General features: G+C 29.0%; 23 protein-coding genes. 19 read left to right on the forward strand and 4 right to left on the reverse strand.

From position 1 onward, the window contains the following. Window positions 1–139 precede the first annotated feature (139 nt). From H1R17_RS10640 to H1R17_RS10710, 15 genes are all read left to right on the forward strand, one after another. The gene (locus tag H1R17_RS10640) at window positions 140–1,690 is read left to right on the forward strand and encodes a type I restriction-modification system subunit M (RefSeq protein WP_163431077.1); all 1,551 of its coding nucleotides are present in this window, start codon (window positions 140–142) and stop codon (window positions 1,688–1,690) included. Beyond that, complete coding sequence (locus tag H1R17_RS10645; RefSeq protein WP_163431078.1) at window positions 1,690–2,895, forward strand: restriction endonuclease subunit S; 1,206 nt, start codon at window positions 1,690–1,692, stop codon at window positions 2,893–2,895. Before H1R17_RS10640 ends, H1R17_RS10645 begins: the two co-directional genes overlap by 1 nt. Next, window positions 2,892–4,037, forward strand: coding sequence for a hypothetical protein (locus tag H1R17_RS10650; RefSeq protein WP_163431079.1), 1,146 nt, complete (start codon window positions 2,892–2,894; stop codon window positions 4,035–4,037). Before H1R17_RS10645 ends, H1R17_RS10650 begins: the two co-directional genes overlap by 4 nt. A gap of 15 nt (window positions 4,038–4,052) precedes the next feature. Then, the gene (locus tag H1R17_RS10655; protein ID WP_163431080.1) at window positions 4,053–4,568 is read left to right on the forward strand and encodes a hypothetical protein; all 516 of its coding nucleotides are present in this window, start codon (window positions 4,053–4,055) and stop codon (window positions 4,566–4,568) included. Then, entirely contained in the window at window positions 4,569–7,427 is a 2,859-nt protein-coding gene (locus tag H1R17_RS10660; RefSeq protein WP_163431081.1) for a type I restriction endonuclease subunit R, read from the forward strand. It begins immediately after the preceding gene. A 36-nt stretch (window positions 7,428–7,463) separates the two neighbouring features. Beyond that, window positions 7,464–8,207, forward strand: coding sequence for a hypothetical protein (locus H1R17_RS10665; RefSeq protein WP_163431082.1), 744 nt, complete (start codon window positions 7,464–7,466; stop codon window positions 8,205–8,207). A 57-nt stretch (window positions 8,208–8,264) separates the two neighbouring features. After that, window positions 8,265–9,428: a toll/interleukin-1 receptor domain-containing protein gene (locus tag H1R17_RS10670; RefSeq protein ID WP_163431083.1), complete on the forward strand. Its 1,164-nt coding sequence runs from the start codon at window positions 8,265–8,267 to the stop codon at window positions 9,426–9,428. Between the two features lie 8 nt (window positions 9,429–9,436). Continuing rightward, window positions 9,437–10,099 (forward strand): hypothetical protein, encoded by a 663-nt coding sequence (locus H1R17_RS10675; RefSeq protein WP_163431084.1) that lies wholly within the window; start codon window positions 9,437–9,439, stop codon window positions 10,097–10,099. 2 nt (window positions 10,100–10,101) lie between these two features. Beyond that, window positions 10,102–10,566, forward strand: coding sequence for a TIR domain-containing protein (locus tag H1R17_RS10680; RefSeq protein WP_181729223.1), 465 nt, complete (start codon window positions 10,102–10,104; stop codon window positions 10,564–10,566). Between the two features lie 2 nt (window positions 10,567–10,568). Then, on the forward strand, window positions 10,569–11,258 hold the full coding sequence (locus H1R17_RS10685; protein ID WP_163431085.1) for a TIR domain-containing protein: 690 nt from the start codon (window positions 10,569–10,571) through the stop codon (window positions 11,256–11,258). Window position 11,259: 1 nt separating this feature from the next. Continuing rightward, window positions 11,260–11,844 carry a toll/interleukin-1 receptor domain-containing protein gene (locus tag H1R17_RS10690; RefSeq protein ID WP_163431086.1) on the forward strand — a complete coding sequence of 195 codons (585 nt, stop codon included), beginning with the start codon at window positions 11,260–11,262 and terminating at the stop codon, window positions 11,842–11,844. A 115-nt stretch (window positions 11,845–11,959) separates the two neighbouring features. Beyond that, entirely contained in the window at window positions 11,960–16,114 is a 4,155-nt protein-coding gene (locus H1R17_RS10695) for a leucine-rich repeat domain-containing protein (protein ID WP_163431087.1), read from the forward strand. A 267-nt stretch (window positions 16,115–16,381) separates the two neighbouring features. Continuing rightward, window positions 16,382–16,618 (forward strand): hypothetical protein, encoded by a 237-nt coding sequence (locus H1R17_RS14160; protein WP_205600650.1) that lies wholly within the window; start codon window positions 16,382–16,384, stop codon window positions 16,616–16,618. A gap of 407 nt (window positions 16,619–17,025) precedes the next feature. Beyond that, window positions 17,026–17,526 (forward strand): helix-turn-helix domain-containing protein, encoded by a 501-nt coding sequence (locus H1R17_RS10705; protein WP_163431088.1) that lies wholly within the window; start codon window positions 17,026–17,028, stop codon window positions 17,524–17,526. A 53-nt stretch (window positions 17,527–17,579) separates the two neighbouring features. Next, window positions 17,580–18,158 (forward strand): nucleotidyl transferase AbiEii/AbiGii toxin family protein, encoded by a 579-nt coding sequence (locus H1R17_RS10710; RefSeq protein ID WP_240453318.1) that lies wholly within the window; start codon window positions 17,580–17,582, stop codon window positions 18,156–18,158. A gap of 39 nt (window positions 18,159–18,197) precedes the next feature. On the opposite strand, the gene H1R17_RS10715 is transcribed toward H1R17_RS10710, so the two are convergent. Together H1R17_RS10715 and H1R17_RS10720 are read right to left on the reverse strand one after the other, a co-directional pair. Then, window positions 18,198–18,923, reverse strand: coding sequence for a LytTR family DNA-binding domain-containing protein (locus H1R17_RS10715; RefSeq protein ID WP_163431090.1), 726 nt, complete (start codon window positions 18,921–18,923; stop codon window positions 18,198–18,200). A 4-nt stretch (window positions 18,924–18,927) separates the two neighbouring features. Next, on the reverse strand, window positions 18,928–19,806 hold the full coding sequence (locus tag H1R17_RS10720) for a sensor histidine kinase (protein ID WP_163431091.1): 879 nt from the start codon (window positions 19,804–19,806) through the stop codon (window positions 18,928–18,930). Between the two features lie 362 nt (window positions 19,807–20,168). Between H1R17_RS10720 and H1R17_RS10725 the strand changes: the two genes are divergently transcribed. The 4 genes from H1R17_RS10725 (at window position 20,169) to H1R17_RS10740 (ending at window position 24,391) form a co-directional block, all read left to right on the forward strand. Continuing rightward, window positions 20,169–21,518, forward strand: coding sequence for a serine hydrolase (locus tag H1R17_RS10725; protein ID WP_163431092.1), 1,350 nt, complete (start codon window positions 20,169–20,171; stop codon window positions 21,516–21,518). A gap of 332 nt (window positions 21,519–21,850) precedes the next feature. Beyond that, window positions 21,851–22,738, forward strand: a complete 888-nt coding sequence (locus H1R17_RS10730; protein ID WP_163431093.1) for a DMT family transporter — start codon at window positions 21,851–21,853, stop codon at window positions 22,736–22,738. A gap of 3 nt (window positions 22,739–22,741) precedes the next feature. Next, complete coding sequence (locus H1R17_RS10735) at window positions 22,742–23,305, forward strand: TetR/AcrR family transcriptional regulator (RefSeq protein WP_163431094.1); 564 nt, start codon at window positions 22,742–22,744, stop codon at window positions 23,303–23,305. A gap of 57 nt (window positions 23,306–23,362) precedes the next feature. Continuing rightward, window positions 23,363–24,391, forward strand: coding sequence for a low specificity L-threonine aldolase (locus tag H1R17_RS10740; protein WP_240453319.1), 1,029 nt, complete (start codon window positions 23,363–23,365; stop codon window positions 24,389–24,391). A 209-nt stretch (window positions 24,392–24,600) separates the two neighbouring features. Here the strand turns inward: H1R17_RS10740 and H1R17_RS10745 are convergent, their stop codons facing one another. Together H1R17_RS10745 and H1R17_RS10750 are read right to left on the reverse strand one after the other, a co-directional pair. Then, window positions 24,601–24,900, reverse strand: coding sequence for a type II toxin-antitoxin system RelE/ParE family toxin (locus tag H1R17_RS10745; protein WP_163431095.1), 300 nt, complete (start codon window positions 24,898–24,900; stop codon window positions 24,601–24,603). Then, on the reverse strand, window positions 24,900–25,148 hold the full coding sequence (locus tag H1R17_RS10750) for a type II toxin-antitoxin system ParD family antitoxin (protein ID WP_163431096.1): 249 nt from the start codon (window positions 25,146–25,148) through the stop codon (window positions 24,900–24,902). Before H1R17_RS10750 ends, H1R17_RS10745 begins: the two co-directional genes overlap by 1 nt. Window positions 25,149–25,202 lie beyond the last annotated feature (54 nt).

Genomic DNA, 25,202 nt, shown 5'->3' on the forward strand with positions numbered 1-25,202 from the left:
AGTAAGTGTTTTATTTGAGGTACGAAAAAGCATCATTAGATTAGGGGAAATTACGGGTTTCCACACTATATTTTCCTTTAGTTTGATTTCTTTTACATTTTAACAATTAGTATATTTACGCAAAACATAATTAAACAAAATGTCAGATAACAATAAAAATATACTAGAGCAAAAGCTTTGGGATATTGCTAATACCTTACGTGGACGAATTAATGCAGACGAATACCGTAATTATATACTAGGTTTTATATTTTTTAAATATTTATCAGAGAAACAACACCTTTACGCCAATTCGTTATTGGAAGATGAAGATATAAAAGAATATCATAATGTAACCGATGCTGAAACGTTAGAAGCGATTAAAGAAGAATCGCTAGCACAATTAGGGTTCTTTTTAGCTCCCGATCAATTATTAGAAGCCTTAATTAAAAAGGGCTCTAATTCATATATTATTGAAGATTTAGAACAAACACTAAATTACATTGAACAATCTACAATGGGAACGGAATCTGAAGAAGATTTCATTGGGTTGTTTCAAGATGTAGATTTGGCTTCGTCTAAATTAGGAAAAACACCCGATAAACGTAACGAAGTTATTGTTGAAATTCTTTCGAAATTAAACGAAATCGACTTTAAATTAGAAGACATTGAATCGGATGTTTTAGGTGATGCGTACGAATACCTAATTAAGCAATTTGCTGCTGGGGCAGGAAAATCGGCTGGAGAGTTTTATACCCCTCAAGAAGTTTCTACCATTTTGGCTAAAATTGTAACCTTGGGTAAAGACAAAATTCGTTCAGTTTACGATCCAACCTGTGGTTCGGGTTCGTTGTTATTGCGTGTAGCTAAAGAAACTAAAGTTGCCGATTTCTACGGACAAGAATTAAACCCAACCACGTTTAACTTGGCTCGTATGAACATGATTTTGCACAACGTGCATTATTCACGTTTCAATATTGAGCAAGACGATACCTTAGAAGAACCTCGCCATTCATCGCAACGTTTTGAAGCTATTGTAGCTAATCCACCTTTTTCTGCTAATTGGAAAGGTGATGCCAATCCGCTAAACGCATCCGATGTTCGTTTTAGCCAATTCGGAAAGTTAGCACCAAAAACCAAAGCCGATTTTGCCTTTTTACAGCACATGTATTATCAGTTAGCCGATAACGGAACCGTTGCTTCGGTTTTCCCACATGGTGTATTGTTTCGTGGCGCTGCCGAAGGTGTCATTCGTGAATATTTTATTAAAGAATTAAACGCTATCGACGCTATTATAGGTTTACCAGCCAATATTTTTTACGGAACCAGTATTCCTACGTGTATTGTAGTACTAAAAAAATGCCGAAAAGCTGATGAAAACATTGTATTTATTGATGCAAGTGGCGAAGGTAATTTTATAAAAGAAGGTACACAAAACAAATTGCGAGACGAAGACATTCAGCGTATTGTGCACGCCTATGCCAATCGACAAGAAATTAATAAATATTGCCACATAGCTACCTTAGCAGAAATTGCCGAAAACGATTACAATTTAAACATACCTCGTTATGTAGATACGTTTGAAGAAGCAGTAGCGATTGATGTAAACCAAGTAACCGAACGCTTAAAAGCCATTAATACCGAGTTGTTAGATGTAGATAAAAAGTTAGCCGATTTTTGTAAAGAGTTAAATTTGCCAACACCTTTTTAATGATGGAAAAACAGTTACAACCCAAATTACGTTTTCCTGAATTTGAGGGAGATTTGAAAAATATTTATTTAAAAGATATTGCTGAATTTTCAAAAGGAAAAAATATTTCAAAATCTGACATAGTTGAAGATGGAGTCTTTGAATGTATTCGCTATGGTGAGTTATATACAACTTATAATGAAGTTATTAATGAAATAGTTTCTAAAACGAATATTGATGAAAAAAATTTAATATTTAGTGAAGCTAACGATATAATTATACCCGCATCTGGTGAGTCAGCTTTAGATATTGCAACAGCTTCTTGTGTTATTAGAGATGGTGTTGCTTTAGGAGGCGATTTAAATATTATCAAAACAAAAGAAAATGGTATATTTCTTTCTTACTATTTTAATAATAAAAAGAAATATGAAATAGCAAAAAAATCACAAGGTATTTCTGTTATTCATATTTATTCAGATCATTTAAAATCACTTAATTTAAACATTCCATCCCTTCCCGAACAACAAAAAATAGCTGATTATTTAGCTACGATAGATACTAAAATCAATTTGTTAGAAGAAAAGAAAGAACAATTATCGTTGTACAAAAAAGCCATGATGCAAAAGTTGTTCTCACAAGAAATTCGTTTTAAAAACGATAAGGGAAATGATTTTCCTGAATGGGAAGAAAAGAGATTGGGGGAGATAGGTGAAATTGTTACAGGTAAAACACCTGATACAACTAATAAAAGTTTATGGAATGGAAACATTCAATTTATTACTCCTTCTGATTTAAATGATGAAGTTAAATATATTGATTTTACTGAAAGAACTGTTGTTAAACTTGATAAAATGAAAATTTTACCAATGAATACTATTGTTTTTACATGTATAGCTTCGATTGGTAAAATGGCATTGACAAAAATGAATTCCATAACTAATCAGCAGATAAATTCATTATTACCAGTAAATCAAATAAATGATTTTATTTATTATGCATTATTAAACATCACACCATATATAAAATCAACTCAAGCCAACACAACATTACCAATAATTAATAAAACTGAATTTTCTAAATTTAAGATAAATATACCTTCATTACCAGAACAACAAAAAATCGCAGAATTCTTGTCGGCAATAGATGAAAGCATTGCAAAAGTAAATGAGCAAATAACCCAAACACAAAGCTTTAAAAAAGCAATGTTGCAGCAGATGTTTGTATGATGGAGTTAACCAAAAAGACTATTACTAACTACAAAGCTAAAATTGAAGGTTTAGATCAATACTTAATTGTTGTAAAAGAAATTGAGGATAATAAAATTTTAAATCCAGATATCTCAATTGATAGCTGTAAATCTTTAATAGAAGGATTATGCAAAAAAGCTTTGTCTTTGATACATGATGATTATGTTAATAATAAAAGTTTTAGAAAACAATGCGAAAAATTTGATAAATTATTAGAGCATACTTTTCAAAAGATCTTTAAAGAATCTTTTGAAGTAGATTTATTAAAATCTTTTGCAACAATATTATACCAAAAGAATAAAACAAATGATCTATTAAAAAAATCATTTGAATTAACAAAAGTCAACACCACCAGTGCTGTTAATGCAATTGTAAAATTAAGAGATACTCGTGGTGATATTTCACATGGAAGAATATATCCAAAATTAACAAGAACAAGTCCTCATCTATTAAATACCATTGTTGGAATTACAGATAGTATTTGCAGCTTTTTAATAACAGAAATGTGTTTGAGATATTTTGAAAAGCTTGAGCATGAAATGAAAGTTAATGAACTGAAGGATTATAGAAGTAATTCTGAATATAATCATTGGTTAAATGAAAGTTTAGATTTTGAATTTCCTATTAAGAAAACGAGCTATAGCAGAGTGCTTTTTGATAATGATTTTGACATGTATCAAGAGATTTATTACGATGAGTACTATCCTAACCTGGGTATTTTAGAAAGTAAAGAGAAAGAAAATTTAGGAAATTTAATTTATTATCTTCAAAAGATTAAAGAATCTAATCCAGAGCTTGAAATCAAACCTAAAGTTGAATTCATAGAAAAAGAAACTGAAAAATTATACGTTGAAGATGGTTATGTGGTTGATGGTTACGTTAAACAATTAAATATTAATGAAGCTAATAATATAAATAAATTAAATCTATTTGTTGCTGAACATAATTTAAATTTTGAAAAGACCAGAATTTTAATTGATGAGAAATTATCAATTAATAAGGAACCATTGCGTGAAGAAATATTGCAAATTTCCGATTTAAAAATATCATTATCAGAAAGAGGAAAGGTATTTAATGATTTAAAAATAAAAATCGATGAATTCATTAAAACTTTAGAATAAAACTAGCAATCAGGTATGAAAAACGAATTTCTACTATACGAATTTTGGATTTTATCTGTTCAAGGAGCTTTTCAACGATCAAATGCGTATAAAAAAGAAACTTCTGAAAAACAACGTATTGAATTTCGAAAGAAATTAAAAGAGTTTGTTGATACCGAACTAGTGTCACAGTATAAAAACCGAGTAACTGATGAGCAACACGAACAAAATATTATAAAGCTTTGTAATTATTCAAGAGATGAATTTGGTGTTTTGTTTGAAAAAGGTTCGTTAAATATTGGTGTAAGCCAAAAACTATTGAATTTGTATTTAAAATACCAATGGTGTAACGGTTGGATTGCTACGCCACCACATTTTCCTGTGGATCGTATCATTCAACAAAAAATAAAAGTAAGTCCGTTAAAACCTTGGACTCGTTTTGAGGATATTAACGATTATAAAACAGTAATTCAATACGCTAAGGAGTATTTAAAAGAAACAGAATATTCAAATTTAGCCGAAATGGAATTACATCTTTTTAATAGAAGATAAATGAACGCACAACCAGAACAACTTTTAGAAAATAATTTAATAGATCAATTGACACAATTGGGCTACCAACGTATTGTTTTAAATAACGAAACCGAAGTAGTAGGTAATTTTAAACGTCAAATTGAAAAACACAATAAAGTTTCACTTACCGAAACCGAGTTTAAGCAAATACTAATTTATATCAATAAAGGCAATACGTTTGAACGTGCCAAAACCTTGCGTTCTCGTATTCCGTATGTAAACGATTTAGGCGAAAACAAAACCATTCAATTAATTGATAGCAAAAATTGGTGTAAAAACGAATTTCAAGTAGCCAATCAAATTTCTATGAAAGGAAATTACGACAATCGCTACGATGTTACCATTTTAATAAATGGTTTGCCATTAGTACAAATTGAGTTGAAACGCAGAGGTTTAGAGCTTAAAGAGGCTTTTAATCAAATCAATCGTTATCAAAAACATTCGTACGGTGCAGGTTTTGGTTTGTTTCAATTCATTCAGTTGTTTATCATTAGTAATGGTGTAAATACCAAATACTATGTAAATGGTCGTGTAAAAGATCGCTCGTTTAAACAAACCTTTTATTGGGCAGACAAAGAAAATGAACTGATTACAAATTTGCCAGAGTTTGCCGATGATTTTATGAATCCGTGTCATTTATCAAAAATGATTACGCAGTATATTGTGTTAAACGAAACGCAAAAGGCTTTAATGGTGTTACGTCCGTACCAGTACTATGCGGTAGAAGCCATCATTAATCAAGTAAAAACAACCATCGATTATGGTTATATTTGGCACACTACAGGAAGTGGTAAAACCTTAACATCGTTTAAAGCAGCGCAAATATTAACTGGTATTCCCGAAGTTCATAAAGTAGTTTTTGTGGTAGATCGTAAAGATTTAGATACCCAGACTGCTAAAGAATTTAATAGTTTTAGTAAAGGAAGTATTGATTCTACCAACGATACTAAAACGCTTGTAAATCAAATGACAGGTAGCAATAAATTAATTGTTACTACCATACAAAAACTAAACAATGCAATAACAAAACCCTATTATCTTAAAGCGATGAAAGGGCTAGAAAACGAACGTATTGTTTTTATTTTTGACGAGTGCCACCGTTCGCAATTTGGAAAAACGCACGAAGACATCAAGAATTTCTTTAAAGGTTGTCAAATGTTTGGTTTTACAGGAACACCTATTTTTGAACCAAATGCAGGAACAAATGAGTACGGTAAACGAACAACCGAAATGTTGTTTGGTAAACCGTTACACAAATACGTAATTACCGATGCAATTAAAGACGGAAACGTTCTACGCTTTGCCATTGAATACATTCGCACCTTTAAGCAAAAAGATACTATTGAAGACATTGAAGTAGAAAAAATCAATGAACCTGAAGTGATGAATGCCCCTAAGCGTAGGAACAACATTGTACAACACATACTTCAAAACCACAAACGCAAAACACATAATAAAGAGTTTACGGCTATGTTTTGTGTAAGCGATACCGATGCTGCTATTGCGTATTATAGGTTGTTTAAAGAGGCTAAAGAGCAAGGTTTACACGATTTAAAAGTAGCAACCATTTTTACTTATACAGCTAACGAAGAGCAGAAAAAAAACAAAGATTATATAGCAGACGGCGAAGATGAATTTAATATAGCAGCAGAAAGTGATACACCTTATTTAGCTAAGTACAAACGAGAAGAATTAGATGATTTCATTGAAGATTATAACAAAATGTTTCAAAGAAATTATTCAACGAAAGATTCTAGTTTGTTCTATCAGTATTACAACGACATTGCCGATAAAGTTAAAAACAAACAAATTGATATTTTATTAGTCGTAAATATGTTTTTAACGGGGTTTGATAGTAAAACATTAAACACCTTATACGTTGATAAAAATTTGCAGTATCATGGATTGATTCAAGCGTATTCTCGTACCAACCGAATTTTAGATGAAGTAAAATCACATGGAAATATTGTTTGTTATCGCAATTTAAAAGAGGCAACAGACACAGCGATAGAGTTATTTGCAAATAAAAATGCAGTAGGTGAAATCATAGAATTGCCTTACGAAGCTTTAGACCAAAAGTTACAGGAAAAATATGATGCTTTAGTAACGATTACGCCAACAGTTGATAGTGTAAACACCTTACAAAATGAAGAAGAACAAGCTGAGTTTATCAAGGCTTTTCGAGAGGTAATGCGTTTAATCAATAAAATGAAGCAATACGGTGATTTTAATTATGATGATTTACCCATTACGCATCAAGAATTTGAAGATTACAAAAGCAAGTATTTAGATTTATACGAAGAAAACAAGGGTTTACACAAAGAAGACGATAAAGGACACTCTATTTTAGACGACCTTGATTTTGAATTAGAGTTGATTCATCGTGATGAGATTAATGTAACCTACATCATGAATTTATTGGTGCGTTTACAAGCTGCTCCACAAGCTGAAAAACAAAGCCAAGAAAAAATGATTCAAGACTTATTGAATTCTGATATTCAATTACGTAGTAAAAAAGAATTAATTGAAAAGTTTATTCAAAAGAATCTGCCGTTAATTGCAGATTCTGACGATGTTATTGAAGCATTTGAAGATTTTGTAGAACAAGAACGTAAAGAAGCTATTCAAGAAATAAGTAAAGAAGAAGCATTAGACCAAGATAAATTAGAACACGTAATTGGTGAGTATTTATTTACGGATAAACAACCGTTACGCGAAGATATTGTGGGCTTAATGATTCAAAAACCAAGTTTAAAAGAACGCAGTACCAAAATTGAACGTGTAACTCATAAAATCTATGATTTTGTGAATACGTTTATCAGTGGGTTTGTGAGGTAATTAATGATTAAATTAAATATGTATAAAGCTATAAAATTGAATAATAGATTAAGAAATGTTGATTTTATATTTGAAAATATTCAAACTTTATTAAATAAGTATGACAAGCCTTATATGGATGATAAACATAATTTATTATTAAGTTTTGAAAAATATTTAGCAGATGTTTTAGTAATCGACGGTAAATTAATAGAAGATACTTGGTTTCCAAAAATAGATGCTGATATTTTTATATCTCATTCACACAAGGATAAAGACTATGCCATTTCTCTTGCTAATTATTTATTAAAAGAATTTAATATAAGAAGCTTTATTGATTCTGATGCATGGAGTTTTTCAGATGATTTAGTGGAATTACTATTAAATAAAACACAAAACGTTACTGAAAAAACACGAGGTATTTATTATTCCAATGTATATTTAATGTTGATGAATTCATTAAGAGAAATGATTAATAATACAGATTTATTTCTATTTCTTGATTCTGAAAATTCAATTAAGAAAGGAAGCGATGAGTGGAAAACACTTTCTCCATGGATTTATTCAGAAATTCAAACGGTTAAAACAATTCAACGGAGAACTCCTTTTTATTTGAATAAAGCAATTGATAAACGATATTCAAATCTGAATGAAAGTTTTACATTTAAACATACTATATCTGACTTTGATAATTTTATTTCTATAGATACAGAAGCCTTTAATTTAATCTTGAAACATATAAAACAAAATAAATTGAGAGGCAATGAATGTTTATCACAAATATTTACTTTGATTAATTAGTACATTTTGTTTACAAAATATTTTAAATTGATATTCAAATAAAAAACCAACTTTAGTATGAAATACAAATACCAACTTATTTTAATTGGTGAAAATGAAGAATTCTTTAAAGCTCTAGAAATTGAATTAAAGAAAGGATTCGATGATTTAAAAATTATATCTGATGCTTTAAAAGTTATTAGAGAGCAGGATGTTGATAATGAATATTCTGGTGGTCAAGCTGCCTTTGTAATTTATGCCGGACATAAAAATAATATTACAGGTCGTCAATTAGAAATTTTAGAAAAACAAAAACTAGATGCCAATATAATTCTACCCGTATATAATAAAAGTTTTACAGAAGAAATTCCTGATTTCTTATCAAATCAAAATGGGGTTACTTACAATGATAATCTTATAAAAATAAAAAATATTGTTCTTGAAGGTTTTGAATTATTACGAAAAAATAGAAAGTTATTCATTTCCTATAAACGTTCAGAATCTAGTAATATAGCTATACAATTATATGAGTTTTTAGAAAGGAATAATTTTGATGTTTTTATAGATACGCATTCGATTGATAAAGGTGAAGAATTTCAAGAAGAATTATGGCATCGTATGACTGATTGTGATTTGATTTTAATGCTAAATACTAAAGAATTTCTGAAAAGTGATTGGTGTAAACAAGAATTAGATAAAGCTCATCTAAAAAGAATTGGAATTGTTCATCTACTATGGCCTGATTGTGATTTTGAAGATTTTTCTCATTTAGGTTATTCAAAAAAATTAAATGATAAAGATTTTGATAAACCTCTATTTTCAGATCTTACTAAAGGTAGATTGAAAGAAAGTGCTTTATCTGAAATACTTAATCTTGTTGAAAGTTCAAGAGCAAGAAATTTAGCATCAAGGCAAGATTGGTTGATTACAGATTTTACACAAGCTGCTAACGATAATAATATAGAGGTTAATCTTCAACATAGCAGATATATCACTCAAAAATTAGATAATGGAAAATTGAAAGTATTTATTCCCACAGTAGGAATTCCTCAATCTATAAATTGTCACAATTCACAAAAGCTTATCAAGCAAATAGAAGATAAAGAGATCGAATCAATTACTTTGATTTTTGATGAATTATCAATTCGTAATTATTGGTTAGAACATTTAGATTGGTTAAATGAATATTTAGAAATAAAAACATTAAAGAAATCACAGTTTAATACAGTATTCTCAAAATAATATAAGTTATGAAAAATATATTTTTATCAGCAAGTATTCCTTTGCCGGAAAGACACCCAAAATATTATGATACGGCAGATATTATTGCAATTAGAGATGCTGTTATTGCTTTAGCTAGTATTGTTATTGATAAACATAGAATTATTTGGGGAGGTCATCCTTCGATAACTCCATTAATAAATTTTGTTATTGAAAGAACTATACAATATAGATTAGATAAATCTATTAACGAAATGCCTTCAGAAGAACAAAAAAAACACCTATTCCAAAATATAAAAAACGAAATTCAGAAGCATGTAACAATTTACCAATCAGAGTTTTTTAGAGAAAAATTTCCCGAAGACAATGAGAAATTTGAGAACATAGTTTTTACGGAAAATAAAGGAGATATTCATAGTAGTATTCAAGAAATGAGGCAAAAAATGTTGTCTGAAAATGAATTTGCTGCTGCTGTATTTATTGGTGGAATGGATGGTATTGAAGTTGAATACAAAATGTTTAAAGAATTACATCCTCAAGCTTTATTATTACCGATAGCAAGTACAGGTGCTGCGACAAAAATCGTTTTTGATAATCTAACACCGGATGATGAAGCTAAACATGAAAGGTTTTTAAAAGATTATGGTTATATGTCTTTGTTTCAAAAATATTTAATTGATAAAATTCAATAATTATGGCAAGAAAAGTATTTTATAGTTTTCACTTTGATAATGATAATTGGCGTGCAGGTAAAGTTCGTAATATAGGAGTTATTGAAGGAGATAAACCTGTTAGTGGAAATAAATGGGAAGAAGTAAAAAGTAAAAGTGATTATACAATTAAAGCATGGATTGATGATAATCTGAAAGATAAATCTTGTTTGGTTGTTCTTATAGGAGAAAAAACAAGTGAACGTAAATGGGTGGATTATGAAATCAAACGTGCTTGGGAATTAGGTAAAGCTGTTTGTGGTATATACATTCACAATTTAGAAGATGTTTTTGGAAAACAATCTAGAAAAGGTAAAAATCCACTTAATACTCATATACCAATTTTTGACTCATCATATGCTTCAAGCAAATATGTATATGATGATATTAAAAATAATATTTCTGATTTAGTAGAAAAAGCTATCAGAATTAGAAGCCAATACGATTAGAAATGGGTAGAAAAGTTTTTGTTTCATATAAGTATGGAGATACACAAGTTCAAGATTTGAATGTGTATGAAGAAAATTGGTTTGGACAAAAAGTGAAAGTTCAAACAAAAGCTAGACACTACGTAAATGAGTTGTCTGAAATATTAGATAATGAAGATCATATATTCAAAGGTGAGGATGATGGTCAAAGCTTAGCAGATTTTTCTGATGAATATATTGCATCAGCTCTAAGAGATAAAATTTATGATAGTTCAATTACTATTGTTTTAATTTCAAAAGGGATGAAAACGTATGAAGCTGAAAAAGATCAGTGGATTCCTTGGGAAATTTCCTATTCATTAAAAGAGTATACGCGTGGTGGTAGAACTAGTTTATCTAACGGAATTATTGCTGTTGTATTACCAGATCAATGGGGAGGTTATGAATATTATATCACTCAAGATTCTGTTTGTAGCTGTAGATCTCTAAATACACCGTTTTTGTTTCAGATTTTGAAAGATAATATGTTTAACATTAAAATACCAAATACAGAGATTTGCACAAATGGATCAACGGTTTATTATGGTGATAGTTGTTATGTTCAATCTGTAAAATGGGAAGATTTTAAATCAACACCTAATTATTATTTGAATAAAGCTATTGAATTACGAGATAACAAAGATGATTATAACATAACTAAAACAGTAAAATAGTATGAGCTTCATATCAGAATCACAATTAGCAAATTATAGAAGTAGAACTAAGGCATTTTCTGCTGACAATATAGTTTCATTAAATGAAAGTTATTCGAGAGACCAGAACCGTCCAATGATTTTTCTATCTCATAAGCATGATGAACATTCTATTTTACAAGATGTAATTGCATTTCTAAAAAAAGAAGGTGTTGATGTATATGTAGATTGGATGGATCCATCAATGCCCGCATACACTAATGCAAAAACAGCTCATAAACTTAAAAATAAAATCAAAGTTTCTGATAAGTTTATATTACTGGCTACACCAGGAGCTATAAATTCAAAATGGTGCAATTGGGAGTTAGGGCTAGGTGATGCAGAAAAATACATCAGAAATATTGCTTTGTTTCCCATAAATAAGGATCACGAAACTTTTAAAGGATCAGAGTATTTAGCAATTTATCCACGGATTGAATATCAAGATGGTACAACAAAATATTCAGGAGGGGCATATATTTCGAAAGGATACTATGTGTTTTATCCTGCTGACGAAAATGGAAGTAGTAGACTTTTTCCATTAAAAGATTGGTTAAAATCAAAATAATACCGACGAAAAAGGCATTAATAAATCAATCAAAATTAAGTTACTATTCTAGATTAAGATATTGAGATCGAATCTTAACTACTTTTTATTAATGGAGATTAATTGTAAAAAAAGAATGAGTAGAGTAATAAGAATAAATAAAGTGTTAAGAGAATTAAATATATCTCTTGATAGAGCTGTTGAGTTTTTGAAAGCCAAAGGTTATGAAATAGAAGTGTCACCTAATGCTAAAATTAGTACTGAGGAATATGAGATTTTGAATGAAAAATTTTCTATTGATAATACAAAAAAAAAATCTGATGTATTAAATGAAGAAAAGTACAGAGAGAAGGAATTACTACGAAAAGAGCGTGAATTAGGGAAGCAAAATAGTATAAATAAACCCAATGAAATATTATTGCTTGAAAACAAATTTTCTATTAAGATAATAAATCGCCAAATTAGAGAAGTAAATGAAGATACTAATTTTAACTATTTTGTTTTAGATTCAGAAGGAAATATCATCCAACTTAAATTAGACATAATAATACTAAACAAAAAAACTCTATTAACAAAAGGCAAAAATAGTGGACTTAGTTTTTATGAGATTTTAAGTTCATTTGTAGATCTTAAAAATTTAGAATTGAATTTTGATAATTTAAATAATATAAACGATTTTTTTGATTTTTCTTTTCTTTTGAGATTAGGTAACTTAAAACATTTATCTATTTCCAATGGAAAAATACATGATTTAACTAGCTTATCTAATATGTTTAGTCTTGAATCTTTAAGTTTAGAACGTAATGAAATAGTAGATATTTCTCCATTAGCTAACTTAATAAATATAACTCAGCTAAATCTTACACAAAATAGTATTGAAAATATAGATGTTTTAGAAAAATTAAAAGCTCTTTCCTACTTAGATTTATCTTCAAATAAAATTGAACAAATTGATAAATTGAGTGAATTTAAAACTTTCAAGTATTTAAATTTAACTAATAATTTAATCTCTGACCTTACTGCCTTAAGTTCTTTGGTAATTGACAATCTAATCTTAGTTAAAAATAATTTATTTGACTTAACCCCTATATACAATTCAATTTTAAAAGAAAAAATTAAAAATATTAATCTTGAAGAAAACTTAATATTTTACCCACCTTTAGAGGTTGTAGAGAAGGGATTGACTGAAATGAGAAGGTGGATTAGAAAATCCTTTACTGTTGCTAAACAAAAAATTTCTGAATTCAAGAAAAGTAATTCTACCATTTTAAATTTACAAAATTGTGGACTTACTGACTTAAGCTTTTTACCTGAATTGTTTAATGATACTGAAAAATTAGAGAAACTTATATTAAGCAATGAATACGCAACTCTTGATGATAATGGGAATTGGCACAATAACGAAAGGAAGGGCTTTTATTCTAATAATATAGTTAATTTATCCACTGACTTCATAAAACTTATTAACTTAAAAGAATTATATATTGGTGGAGATTGGAATAAGGGAGATCGTTGGAATAAGTGGAGAATAAAAGATGTTTCATTTTTGTCAGAATTGAAAAAATTAGAAATAGTTAATATAAGCAACAATAATATTGAATATGTTCCTAATCTAAACAAGCTTATAAATTTAAAGATCTTATTTGCAAATAATAATTTTATCAAGAATATTGAGATATTAGGTGAATTTGATAGTTTACATGAATTGTATCTAAGTAATAACCTAATAGAAGATGTTGAATTTTTAAAAGATTTAAAATCAATAAAAACTATAGATTTACACTCAAACAATATAAAAGATTTAAAACCACTAATACCAATCATAAAAAAAATTGGAATAGATTATTCTAAGTGGAAAGCTAACACTATTAGTATTTCAGAAAACCCATTAGATCAAACATTAATCAATATTTTAAATACCCACAAGGAATCGAATTCTCGTGAATTAGATGATTATTTTGACAGACTCATTCAAGGGGATTCAATTGTAGTTAAAAGAATAAAATTAATCTTACTTGGTAATACTCAAGCAGGGAAAACTACATTAGCAGACATTCTAGCAAAAACGAAGAAAGCTAATGGGGATTCAACTCACGGAATAAACTTTTTCAAATTTAAGGTCGGTGAAATTGATGTAAATGGTTATGACTTCGGTGGACAAGATTATTATCATAATACACACCATTCTTTTTTTGATGATAAATCACTATACTTTGTGATATGGGGAAATGGTCAAAATAATAAATTGAAGTTAAATAATAGAAATGAAGTATTATTTCCAATCAATTATTGGCTTGGGAGTTTAAATAAGTATGCATATAAGTTCACTCTCACATTTTTCTTTGAAAATCTTTTGAATTTTTACAAACTTCATTTAATTAATAATGAAGAAATTGATAAAGTTATTGAAGTACTAGAAATAAAATATAAAAAAATAAAAAATGAATCTAAAGAGCATGAATTTGTAAAGGTTTTGAATAACTCTTTAGAGGATTATCTTGATGAATTTATAGATTCTTCAACCATTAACTATCGAAACTTGCAACATAAGTTAAGCTCAATTGTGTTTGCTAATATAGCAAAAATAGAAAGTCATTTTTCTTTTCAAACATTCTTGATTCAAAATCTAGAAAATAATAAAATATTTTTAAATGAATATCATTTAAAAAATCAGTATGATTTTATAAATGATTTTAGTTCATTTAATTTTTTGAGAGATAAGGTTGTTTTAAAGAAGTTTATAGATGAAATATGTAAGGAATTCGTTAAAGAATCTAGAGTTTTAAACATTGATAATAAAATTTCAAAATTATTTGATAAAAATAAAGTAAAGGTTATCTTATCGATTGATGAAGTAAAAAATCTTGATAGTAGTATTAATAATTACGATTCAGAAAGGATAAACTCGCTATTAAATAGTTTACATGGAATATTATCTTGTTTTTATTTTAAAATAACTACTGAATTAAAAATCAGAATATCAAATAGTAGTCTAGATGATATTGTAATTATTGATTTGGAAAAATTTACTGAATGGATATACCAAATATTAAATCAAGAGGAGTTTTTAAACAAAAGAGAAGGTTATTTTTCAAAAAAAGAAGCTCTTGAATGGTTAAATGATGATAATGCAAAAAAAAATGTTGAGTACATACTTGCATTTATGTTACAAAATAAATTAATTTTTAAGATGAAAGAAGATGACCGTTTTTTTTCACCTAATTATTTAAATAATATACAAACTCAAGCGGAAAAATTATTTTTAGAAAACTTTGAAATTCCCATAGTTAAGTATATTTTTAATGAGTATTTTCATACGTCAATTCTTTCAGAAATTATCAATAAATACTTTGATCAATTAGTTTTAGAGGATACTAAAAAGCATTATGTATTATGGAAAAATAAACTTATCCTGTATGAAGATGTAAATTCAAATTCAAATCAATTAGTTTATATATCTTTTCAAATAAATGAAAAATCACCTGCTATTTTTATTAGTAAATATAATAATTTAGTCAGTGATTCATTTATTTTAGAATTATGTGAATTTATTGAAAGTGTAATAAAAAGTTATGATTATGAAAAATTGGTTAAAAGTACTTACGATAATTACATACCTTATGTTTTATTAAACAACATTAATGAAACTGAAAATAAGAATAAAAGTAATTTTTTAGTTTACGAGGGAATAATTTATAAAAGATCTGATTTTAAAATGTTTCTAAATGATAAAGATCTATATCCTATGAAAAAAGTATGTATATCTTACTCTAAGGAAGATTTAAGTCTTGTAAATAAATTCAAAGATTATTTAGTTCCTTTATGTGATGATGGTTTAATAGAAGATCCTTGGTATTGTACGGATTTAATTGCTGGTGAAGCTTGGAATGAAAAAATAACTCAAAAATTTAATGAAGCTGATATTATCTTTTTTATGGTCAGTGAAAATCTAATGAAAACTAAATATGTAAAAGAAGTTGAAATAAAAAAGGCTATTGATAGGTGGAATTATGATAATAGTTCTGTGAAAATTGTTCCAATTATTCTAGAATATTATCATTGGAGTAGAGAAGGAAAATATAATTTAGCTCATTTTACAGCTTTACCATATGCGACGAAACCTATTAAAGATTTTAAAGACCAAAAGATGGGGTGGTTTATTGTAGTTGATGCCATAAAAATGATGTTGATTGAAAATCCTGAGAAAGCTACATATAGTAAAGAAGTTTTAAAAATATTAGAACGTATTGTTGAAAGTAAGGTAGATAACAACTATATTGATCGAATTTAAATGTTTTTATGAAATCTACTGATATAATACAAGATAAAATTAACAACGCACTAATACTTTATATAGGCAAAAAAACATTGTTTTTTAGCTTTATATTTATTGTATATCTGCCGATAACGGCATGTTTATTTTAAAACTATGAATTGTATTTCGGTAAGTGAGTTTTCTAAAAAAATAAAATACTCGCTTCACATCACAAGATAATCATAAAGCTATTTTAAAATAGAATTTAAGTAGATTTATCTATATTTTTTTAGACAAAAATTTATGAAAACTCCTAATTTATCTTTACTTAGAAAATCTCTTTTTTGGGATACGGACATTAATAAAATTGATTGGAAGAAGCAATACAAAGCGGTTATTCAACGTGTTTTTGAAAGAGGTAATGAAGAAGAGAAATTGGAAATCAAAAGATTTTATGGAGATAGTGTGATTAAAAAAGTTTTAACAGAGAATATAAGACAACCTTATACTGTTTATAAAAACAAACCTTTTGAAGATTAATTTCTGTACCACTATTGTACAACATATCCTTTGTAAACCCTTATAAATAAAGAGAAGTAAGATATTGTATCGGAAAATAAATATAGTTTTCTTTGTTGATATATACTTTCTTTTAAAAGACTATCAAGTATTTATATTTGATAGTCTTTTTCTTTTTATACTTTTCTTATTGTATTTGTTACTCGATATCTACCACATAAAAAACATGTCGTGCAAACGTTCTATATTCTGATGAAGTTTTTTTTGCAAACCAATTTAGAAATTTAGTATACTCCCTAAAAATCATAAGTTAGTAAAAGAGTTACTTTTAGTGTAATTGATGAATTGCAAAAAAAGGATACAATAAGAAGCTTTTACTTTAATAACAATTTTTATTACATATAAACAAAAATGTTTACATTTGTATTATGAATACAGTGATAGTGAAATATAAAGGAATACATCCAGGAATTGTTTTGAATCGATTATTAGATAAAATGCATATTTCTCAAAGACCTTTTGCTCTAATGATTGGTGAATATCCACAGACTCTTAATGCTATAACAAAAGGGCGTAGAAAATTAAATACAGCTTTAGCTTTAAAAATTGAAAAACAATTGGAACTGCAAGAAGGAACACTTGCTCTTCTACAAACTTATTTTGATATTGAAGAAGAAAAGCGAAAAGCTTCGTTGTCTAAAACTCCTAATTTATTGTTACTTAGAAAATCTCTTTTTTGGGATACAGACATTAATAAAATTGATTGGGATAAGCAATACAGAGCGGTTATTCAACGTGTTTTTGAGAGGGGAAATGACATAGAGAAAAATGAAGTGAAAAGATTTTACGGAAAATCTAAAATAGATAAAGTTTTGGCTCTTAATAAAAGACAATCTTACACTATATACAGAAACCAACAAACCTCATAATGCTTTTTTATAATACAGTAAACGATATTCTTAAAAAGAGTCTTTACACTATCATGAAGGCTCCAATATTCAAGGATTTTAGATTGGTAGGCGGAACTGCATTAAGTTTACAAATAGGACATCGAGAATCTGTAGATATCAATTTATTTACTGATTCTGAATACGGAACTATTGATTTTCAATTAATAGAATCATATTTAAAAGAAACCTTTAATTATGTTGATTTTTTAGATATCCCGCCTGCTTTCGGTCGCTCATATTTTATTGGTGATTCAAAAGATGATAATGTTAAACTTGATGTTTTTTATACAGATTCATTTATTCAACAGCCAATTGAGGTTGATGGGGTAAGAATGGCTACAATTGAAGAAATTATAGCAATGAAAGTTGATGTTGTTCAGCGAGGTGGGCGTAAGAAAGATTTTTGGGATCTACATGCATTAATTGGAGAATACAATATAAATAATATGCTAGCATTACATGAAATGCGTTATCCATATACTCATGATGCCGATACTATAAAACAAAACTTCATAGATTTTAACTTAGCAGATGACGATTTTGATCCTATTTGCTTTAAAGGAAAGTATTGGGTTTTTATAAAAGAAGATTTTGAAGATTTTTTAAAATAACTTTCAATTAATTTTAGTACCACTATTGTACAACACTTTTTATTTCCCAAGAACTATCTTCAATTTTTGATACAATTCTTGACGATAACTCAAGCCAATTGGGATGCTTTTGGTGTTGTTTAAAATAATAACATGTTGCTCCACATAATTAATTTGATTGATGTTCACGAAAAACGATTTGTGAACTCTGCAGATGTAATCCAATTGAGCGAAAGTTTCTTCAATAGAGTTCATAGTGGTGTGAAGAATAAGTTTATCCGTTTTTGTGAACAAGCTTACGTAATTGCCCATTCCTTCGATGTAAAGAACTTCGGATGGAATAATTTTGACTAACTTCTTTTCGCTTTTAATGAAAAAACTTTCATCTTTTTGTTCCTGAGTTTCTATTGGCTTGGGTGCTTCTTTTTTTAGAATTTGACTTGCTTTTTGAATACTTCTAGAAAACCTTTCCAAAGAAATTGGTTTTAATAAATAATCAATTGCATTTTGATTAAAAGCTTCTACAGCATATTGGTTGTAAGCAGTTGTATAAATTATCGCAGGTGGATTATTCACCATTTTCGTAAAATCGGTGCCGTTAATTTCGGGCATATTGATGTCCAAAAACACCAAATCGATTTCGTGGTTTTTATTTAGAAATGAAACCAATTCAATAACGTTGTTGCAAACGCCTTTCAATTCTAAAACATCAAATTTTGAGATGTGATGCGTCAAAACTTCCTGCGCCAAACGCTCATCATCTACAATTACACAATTAATTTTCATGATTTTAAAGCTCTATTTCTATTTTAACGTAAAAGGCATCCACTTCCTTTTTGACCTCGAATTTATGCTTATTTGGATAAAGCAATTGCAATCTTTTGCGAATATTTTTAAGTCCGATTCCGCCAAATTCCGAAGTTATTGATTCTTTGAAACTATTTTCACAAGTAAAAATCAATTTTTCATTCACACGCAAATTAGCTTTAATAAAAGATTCGCCAATAGTGGAATAAGTACCATGTTTAAAGGCATTTTCTATTATTGGCAACAAAAGCATGGGGGCAATTTTCTTGGAATCACTAATGGAATTATCATAATCGAATGAAACTTTTGCGCTGCTCGGAATCCTCAAACTTTCGATGTCGATATAAGTTTTCAAGATATGAATTTCATTATTGATGGAAATCTCTTTTTCGACCGTTTCGTACAAAGAATAACGTAGAATATCCGAAAGTTTCAAAATAACATCGGGCGTTTCATCTGATTTTTTAAGCGATAAAGCGTACAACGTATTGAGAACATTAAACAAAAAATGGGGACTAATCTGAGATTTTAATAAACTTAATTCAGCATTGGTTTGCTCGGCTTTTGCTTGTTCCTCAATTTTGGATTTCCAAAAAAATCGTTGCAAAACAAAACCTAAAAACATAATAACCAATACCATTATGATGCTTGGAAAAGCATCAAAATACTTCTGAAAGGCTTGAAAATTTTCTGAAACTCCCGATGTTACAGCAAATGGAGTAAAATCTACAAGGCGATTGGTATTGAATTTTTTAAAAAGCCATTCTAAATAATTCCCTTGAATGAAAGTGACAAGAACAATAAGCGCCAGAATGCTAAGTACATACTGTTTTACATTTTTATTCTTGAAAAACTTAGGCATCAAAATAAGATTATTAACTGCAGCAGTTCCGAAAAGAATAAAGTTGTACAAAAAAATATGAAAAAGCGTAATTTCTTTGAGATTATTCTTTAAAGCAGCAAACATAATAAAACCTATAAAGGCAATATTAAGTAGGAGTCGAGATATGCTAAAATTTTTCAGGGCTTTCTTTTTTAATCTGGGTTAAAATTAAATATTTCTGCGATTTCATTTTTGATTTTTACACGAAACCTTAAAATTTAATGACAAACGTGATTTTTAAAGTTAAAAATCGTTGGTCATCATTTTGCGCACGTTGGTCAAAAAACTGGAAAATTAATTTCTTAATGATTGTTTATTTGCAACAGATAAAATAATTAGACATGAAAAAAATTCTTACACTTACGGCATTTTTGCTATTTACTTTCGGTTTTGCCCAAAATCCCAATTACAAAACATCTTTAGATAGCTTGCTGAACTATTTTTATGATAACAACGCATTTTCGGGAGATGTTGTCATTCAGAAAAACGGAAAAACGATTTATGAGGGCAATTACAACAGATTTCAAAATAATTCGGGTTTGTACAGAATTGGTTCAATTACAAAAATATCGACGGCGGTTGTTACATTTCAATTGATTGAAGAATGGAAATTATCTTTAGAAACCAAACTAAGCGATTATTTTCCAACCATAAAAAATGCCGAAAACATTACAATTGCCAATATGCTCAATCACACCAGCGGAATCTACGACTACTTGCAATGGAAAGATTATTATACTAAAAAAGACAAAGACATTACCCAAGACGAATTATTGAATTTAATAAAGCAAGGAAAACCAGAATTTAAATCGGGTAAAGACAGTTCGTACAGCAATTCCAATTATATGTTGCTTGGTTTTATCATCGAAAAAATAACAGGAAAATCTTTTGCTGAAAACGTTAAAACAAGAATTACAGACAAGATTGGATTGAAAAACACCTACGTAGAAACATCTAAAAATGAATACGCAAAACGAAATTCTTCGTATAATTTCAACGGTGAAAATTGGATAAAAGAAACGGAAACCGCTCCAAGCCTTACGCAGGCTGCAGGTGCAATGATTTCGACAGCAAGTGATCTAACAATTCTTATTCAAAGTTTATTTGATGGAAAATTGGTTTCAAAAACGTCTTTAGAGCAAATGAAAAAAACAGATATAAGAACTGCTTTAGGTTTTGGCTTGCAAAGAACTCCGTTTTATAAAAAAGAGGGATATGGACACAGTGGTAGAGTTGATGAGTTTCATTCTTTTGTTGGGTATTCTCCCGAAGATAGCCTTGCTATTTCTATTTTGTCTAATGATACTAATATAAAATTGAATGAAGTTGCGCTTGGTATTGCCTCAAAATACTATGGGAAAAAATATCAATATCCTGATTTTTCTGTTTACAAAAGCAAAACTGCTCCCTCAACAGATATTTATACGGGTGTTTACAAAGCACAATTGGCAGGAATTATCACGGTTGGAAAAATAGAAATTACGAAAGCCGCAAAGGACCACCTTTTTATAAGAATGTTGGATGATGGCGCAAATTCCGAAAAAGCTTTATTGGTAAGAACGGATGAAAACTGCTTCTTTGCAAGAAAATACAACTCGAAGTTTAAGTTTATTTTGGATGAAAAAGGAAAAATCACAGGAATTACAATGACTCAGGGCAAACAATCTATAAAATGCAAGAAGATTTCGTAATCGTAGTGCTCTTGCTGGTAATGTAGTGCTTAAAATGGATTTAAGGCGAAAATCATGAACTCAATTTTGGGCGACTTTCCTTTTGTTCAATGATTGATACAATAGTAGCTGTTAGGGTATTAACTTTGAATCGACAAAAAGATTTTACTGATTGTAATAATAACCCCCTCTAAATTTGAAGGAGTTTTACTATTATGATTAATTGAGTTGTTGTTTTTCAATTTGTTATGTTTAAAACAGTTAAAAAAGGACAATGTTGTTTTAAATATTTTTAGACAGACTTGTCTATCTAGTTTAATTTCATTTAACTTTGCAAATGAAAAGAATACAATATGAAAAATATTGATGCAAAGAATTTTTTACCTAATCTCGCATTTGTTTGTTTAGGTTTAATCTGGGGAAGTAATTTTCTTTATATGAAATTGGCAACTCAGTATATAAGTCCAATACAAGTTGTTTTTCTGCGTGTTGCACTAGCTGCGTTTCCTATTATACTATTTGGACTTGTAAAGAGAGTATTTAAAAAAGAACATCTTAAATATTGGTATCATTTTTTAATCATGTCCTTACTAGCGGCAGTGGTTTACTACTATTGTTTTGTGGTTGGTTCTCATTTATTATACTCTGGTATTGCAGGCGCGTTAAGTGGTTCATCGCCTTTATTTTCTTTTGTATTAGCAGCGATATTTCTAAACGAAGAGAAAATTAGTTTTAGAAAAGTCGTAGGCTTAGTTCTTGGTTTTTTAGGAGTAATAATTCTGGCAAAACCTTTTAATACTGGTATTACAGCTAATACTTGGCAAGGAATTTTGTATATGGTAATAGGATCCATCAGTCTTGGCGCATCCTTTATTTATGCGAAGAAATTTGTTAGCCCCTTAAAAATTTCAGGCGTTGCGTTAACTTCCTATCAGCTTTTAGGAGCTACAATCATTTTATGCCTAATAACACCATTTAATGGAATTACTAACATTTTCAATAATGTAGAAGCTGCATTAGGGCTTGTTATAGGGCTTAGCTTATTAGGTACAGGTTTGGCATTTTTGATCTACTATTTTATCATTGATAAATTAGGAGCGGTAAAGGCTGCTTCCGTAACTTATATTCCACCAATTGTAGCTTTAATTATAGGTGCTTTTATTGGTAGAGAGCCTATTGTTTTTTCAGATATTATGGGGGCATTAATTATTCTTTTGGGAGTATATATATTAAAAAAATAATGTATGAAAGCATCAAATAATATAAGAGAAAACATTTTGGATACAGCAACCAATTTGTTTTATAAACAAGGATATCATGCTACTGGCATCAATCAAATTATTGATGAAGCAGCTATAGCAAGAGGCTCTTTGTATAATCACTTCAAATCAAAAAACGATTTGTTCTATGCCTATTTAGAAAAAACAAATGAGCATTGGTTTGAGCAGTTATACAGTTATATTAAAAAAATAAAACATCCTAAAGATAAAATTTTAGGACTGTTTGATTTTAGAATTAAAAGACAAACGCAAAACAGTTTTAGAGGATGTCCTTTCATTAAAGCAGGGGCAGAAGTGCCACAAGATGATAAAAAAGCATTTAAAATCATTAATCAAAACAAAATGAAATTTAGAAATTACATTTTAGAACTACTAAATGATGTTATGCTTAAAAACAATCTGTTTACAAAAGAAGAATTAGCAGATACTATTTATATGTTAGTTGAAGGTGCTACTGTTACAGCAAGTTTCCAGAAAAACAAAGAAATGATGGGTAAAGCCAAAGAGATTACTGATAAACTAATCTAATTTTGATGAGCAAGGCTAACTGTCTCGCTAAAATGTTTAAAAATTTAAAAAATTAAAATGATGTATAATTTCAAGAATGATTACTCAGTAGGGGCTCATCCCAACATTTTAAAAAGTCTCATAGATACTAACCTTGTTCCTCAATTAGGATATGGAGAAGACGATTACTCCTTAGAAGCAAAAAATCTGCTGAAAGAAAAAATGAGAAATCCCAAAGCTGAAATTTTCTTTCTGTCAGGAGGTACACAAACCAATCTAATTGCCATCTCTTTTCTTTTAAGAGTTCATGAAGCAGTAATAAGTGCAAAAACAGGGCATATTTCAGCAAATGAAACAGGAGCAATTGAAGCAACAGGACACAAAGTCATTACTGTAGAAACAAGTAACGGTAAATTAAAACCAGAAAATGTACAAAATGCATTAGATGAATACGGGTTAAAACCGCACGTTGTAAAACCAAGAATCGTATTCATTTCTAACTCAACTGAAATTGGTACAATTTATACTAAATCGGAGCTAAAAGAATTATCATCATTTTGTAGACAGAAAAATTTATTACTTTATTTAGACGGTGCAAGATTAGGACATGGATTAATGGCAGAAAACAGCGATCTTACCCTACCAGATATTGCAGAACTAACTGATGTATTTTATATAGGAGCTACCAAAAATGGAGCCTTATTAGGAGAAGCTCTGGTTTTTAACCAGCCTGAATTGGCATTAGAATTTGAGTTTGCACTCAAACAAAAAGGAGCAATGTTGGCAAAAGGCAGAATACTTGCAATACAATTCCTAGAATTGTTTAAAAACGATTTGTATTTCTCACTAGCAAAGCATGCAAATGCAATGGCTATGAAAATGGCTAATGCAATACAAGAAAACGGACATGCATTTCTAACCAAATCAACAACCAACCAAATATTTCCAATATTACCCAATGAAGTAATTGAAAAACTAAGCCATAAGTACCTATTTTATGTATGGAAAAAAGTGGATGATACCCACGCAGCAATAAGACTGATTACATCTTGGGCAACAGAAGAAAATGCAGTAGAGGCATTCATAAGTGATCTTAAAGAATTGTAAAATAGTGGCTTTTTAAGGATATAAGCTTCCTGTCACATCACACCTGATGCGATGTTTCACAAGTAGCTAAGAGACTTGACGTAGTGTGTGATAGATAATAAATGTCGACTCATCAGTTCATCAGTGTAACTCACAACCAAACAACCATTTCACTTAGTTACATCGTCACTCGTCACTAATTAATTCCCCTTTGACGGCTAGGAGGCTTGTCACTCATTAATATGAGATTCAATATCCATTTGCTGATGAAGAATTCTGACAACTTCTACTATTTTATCTTTTTGATTAATCCTGTAAAAAATAAAATGAGATTTCACTCTAGATCTATAATAGCCCTTTCTTATAGTAGTATAATCTTTTCCAGACTTCGGATTATGTGAAATATATTCAATTTCATTCATTATTAAGTCATAGTAATAGTCTGCTTGTGTAAGAGACCATTCTTCAAAAGTATAAAGCCAAATTTTCTCTAAATCAACTTCTGCTTGTTTACTTATTTTGTAATTCATTATTCAGCAGAATATTTTTCATGTAAATTTTTTTTAAATGATTCACGATTAAAATTTGTTGAAAAACCTGATTTTTCCCCTTTTTTAAGTTCTTTTATTAATTCAGCTTTTTTTGTTTCTTCGTGTTCAAATAATCTCAAAGCAGCTCTTATAACTTCGCTTGCAGAAGAATATTTACCATCCTTTATTTGCGAATTGATAAAATTGTCGAAATAATCGCCCAATAAAATCGAAGTGTTTTTAGCCATATTTTTTTTAATTTTATTTACCTAATCAAATATACCAAGATTTGGTATTTTGTC

Source organism: Flavobacterium sp. xlx-214, from assembly GCF_013874595.1.
Lineage (GTDB): Bacteria > Bacteroidota > Bacteroidia > Flavobacteriales > Flavobacteriaceae > Flavobacterium.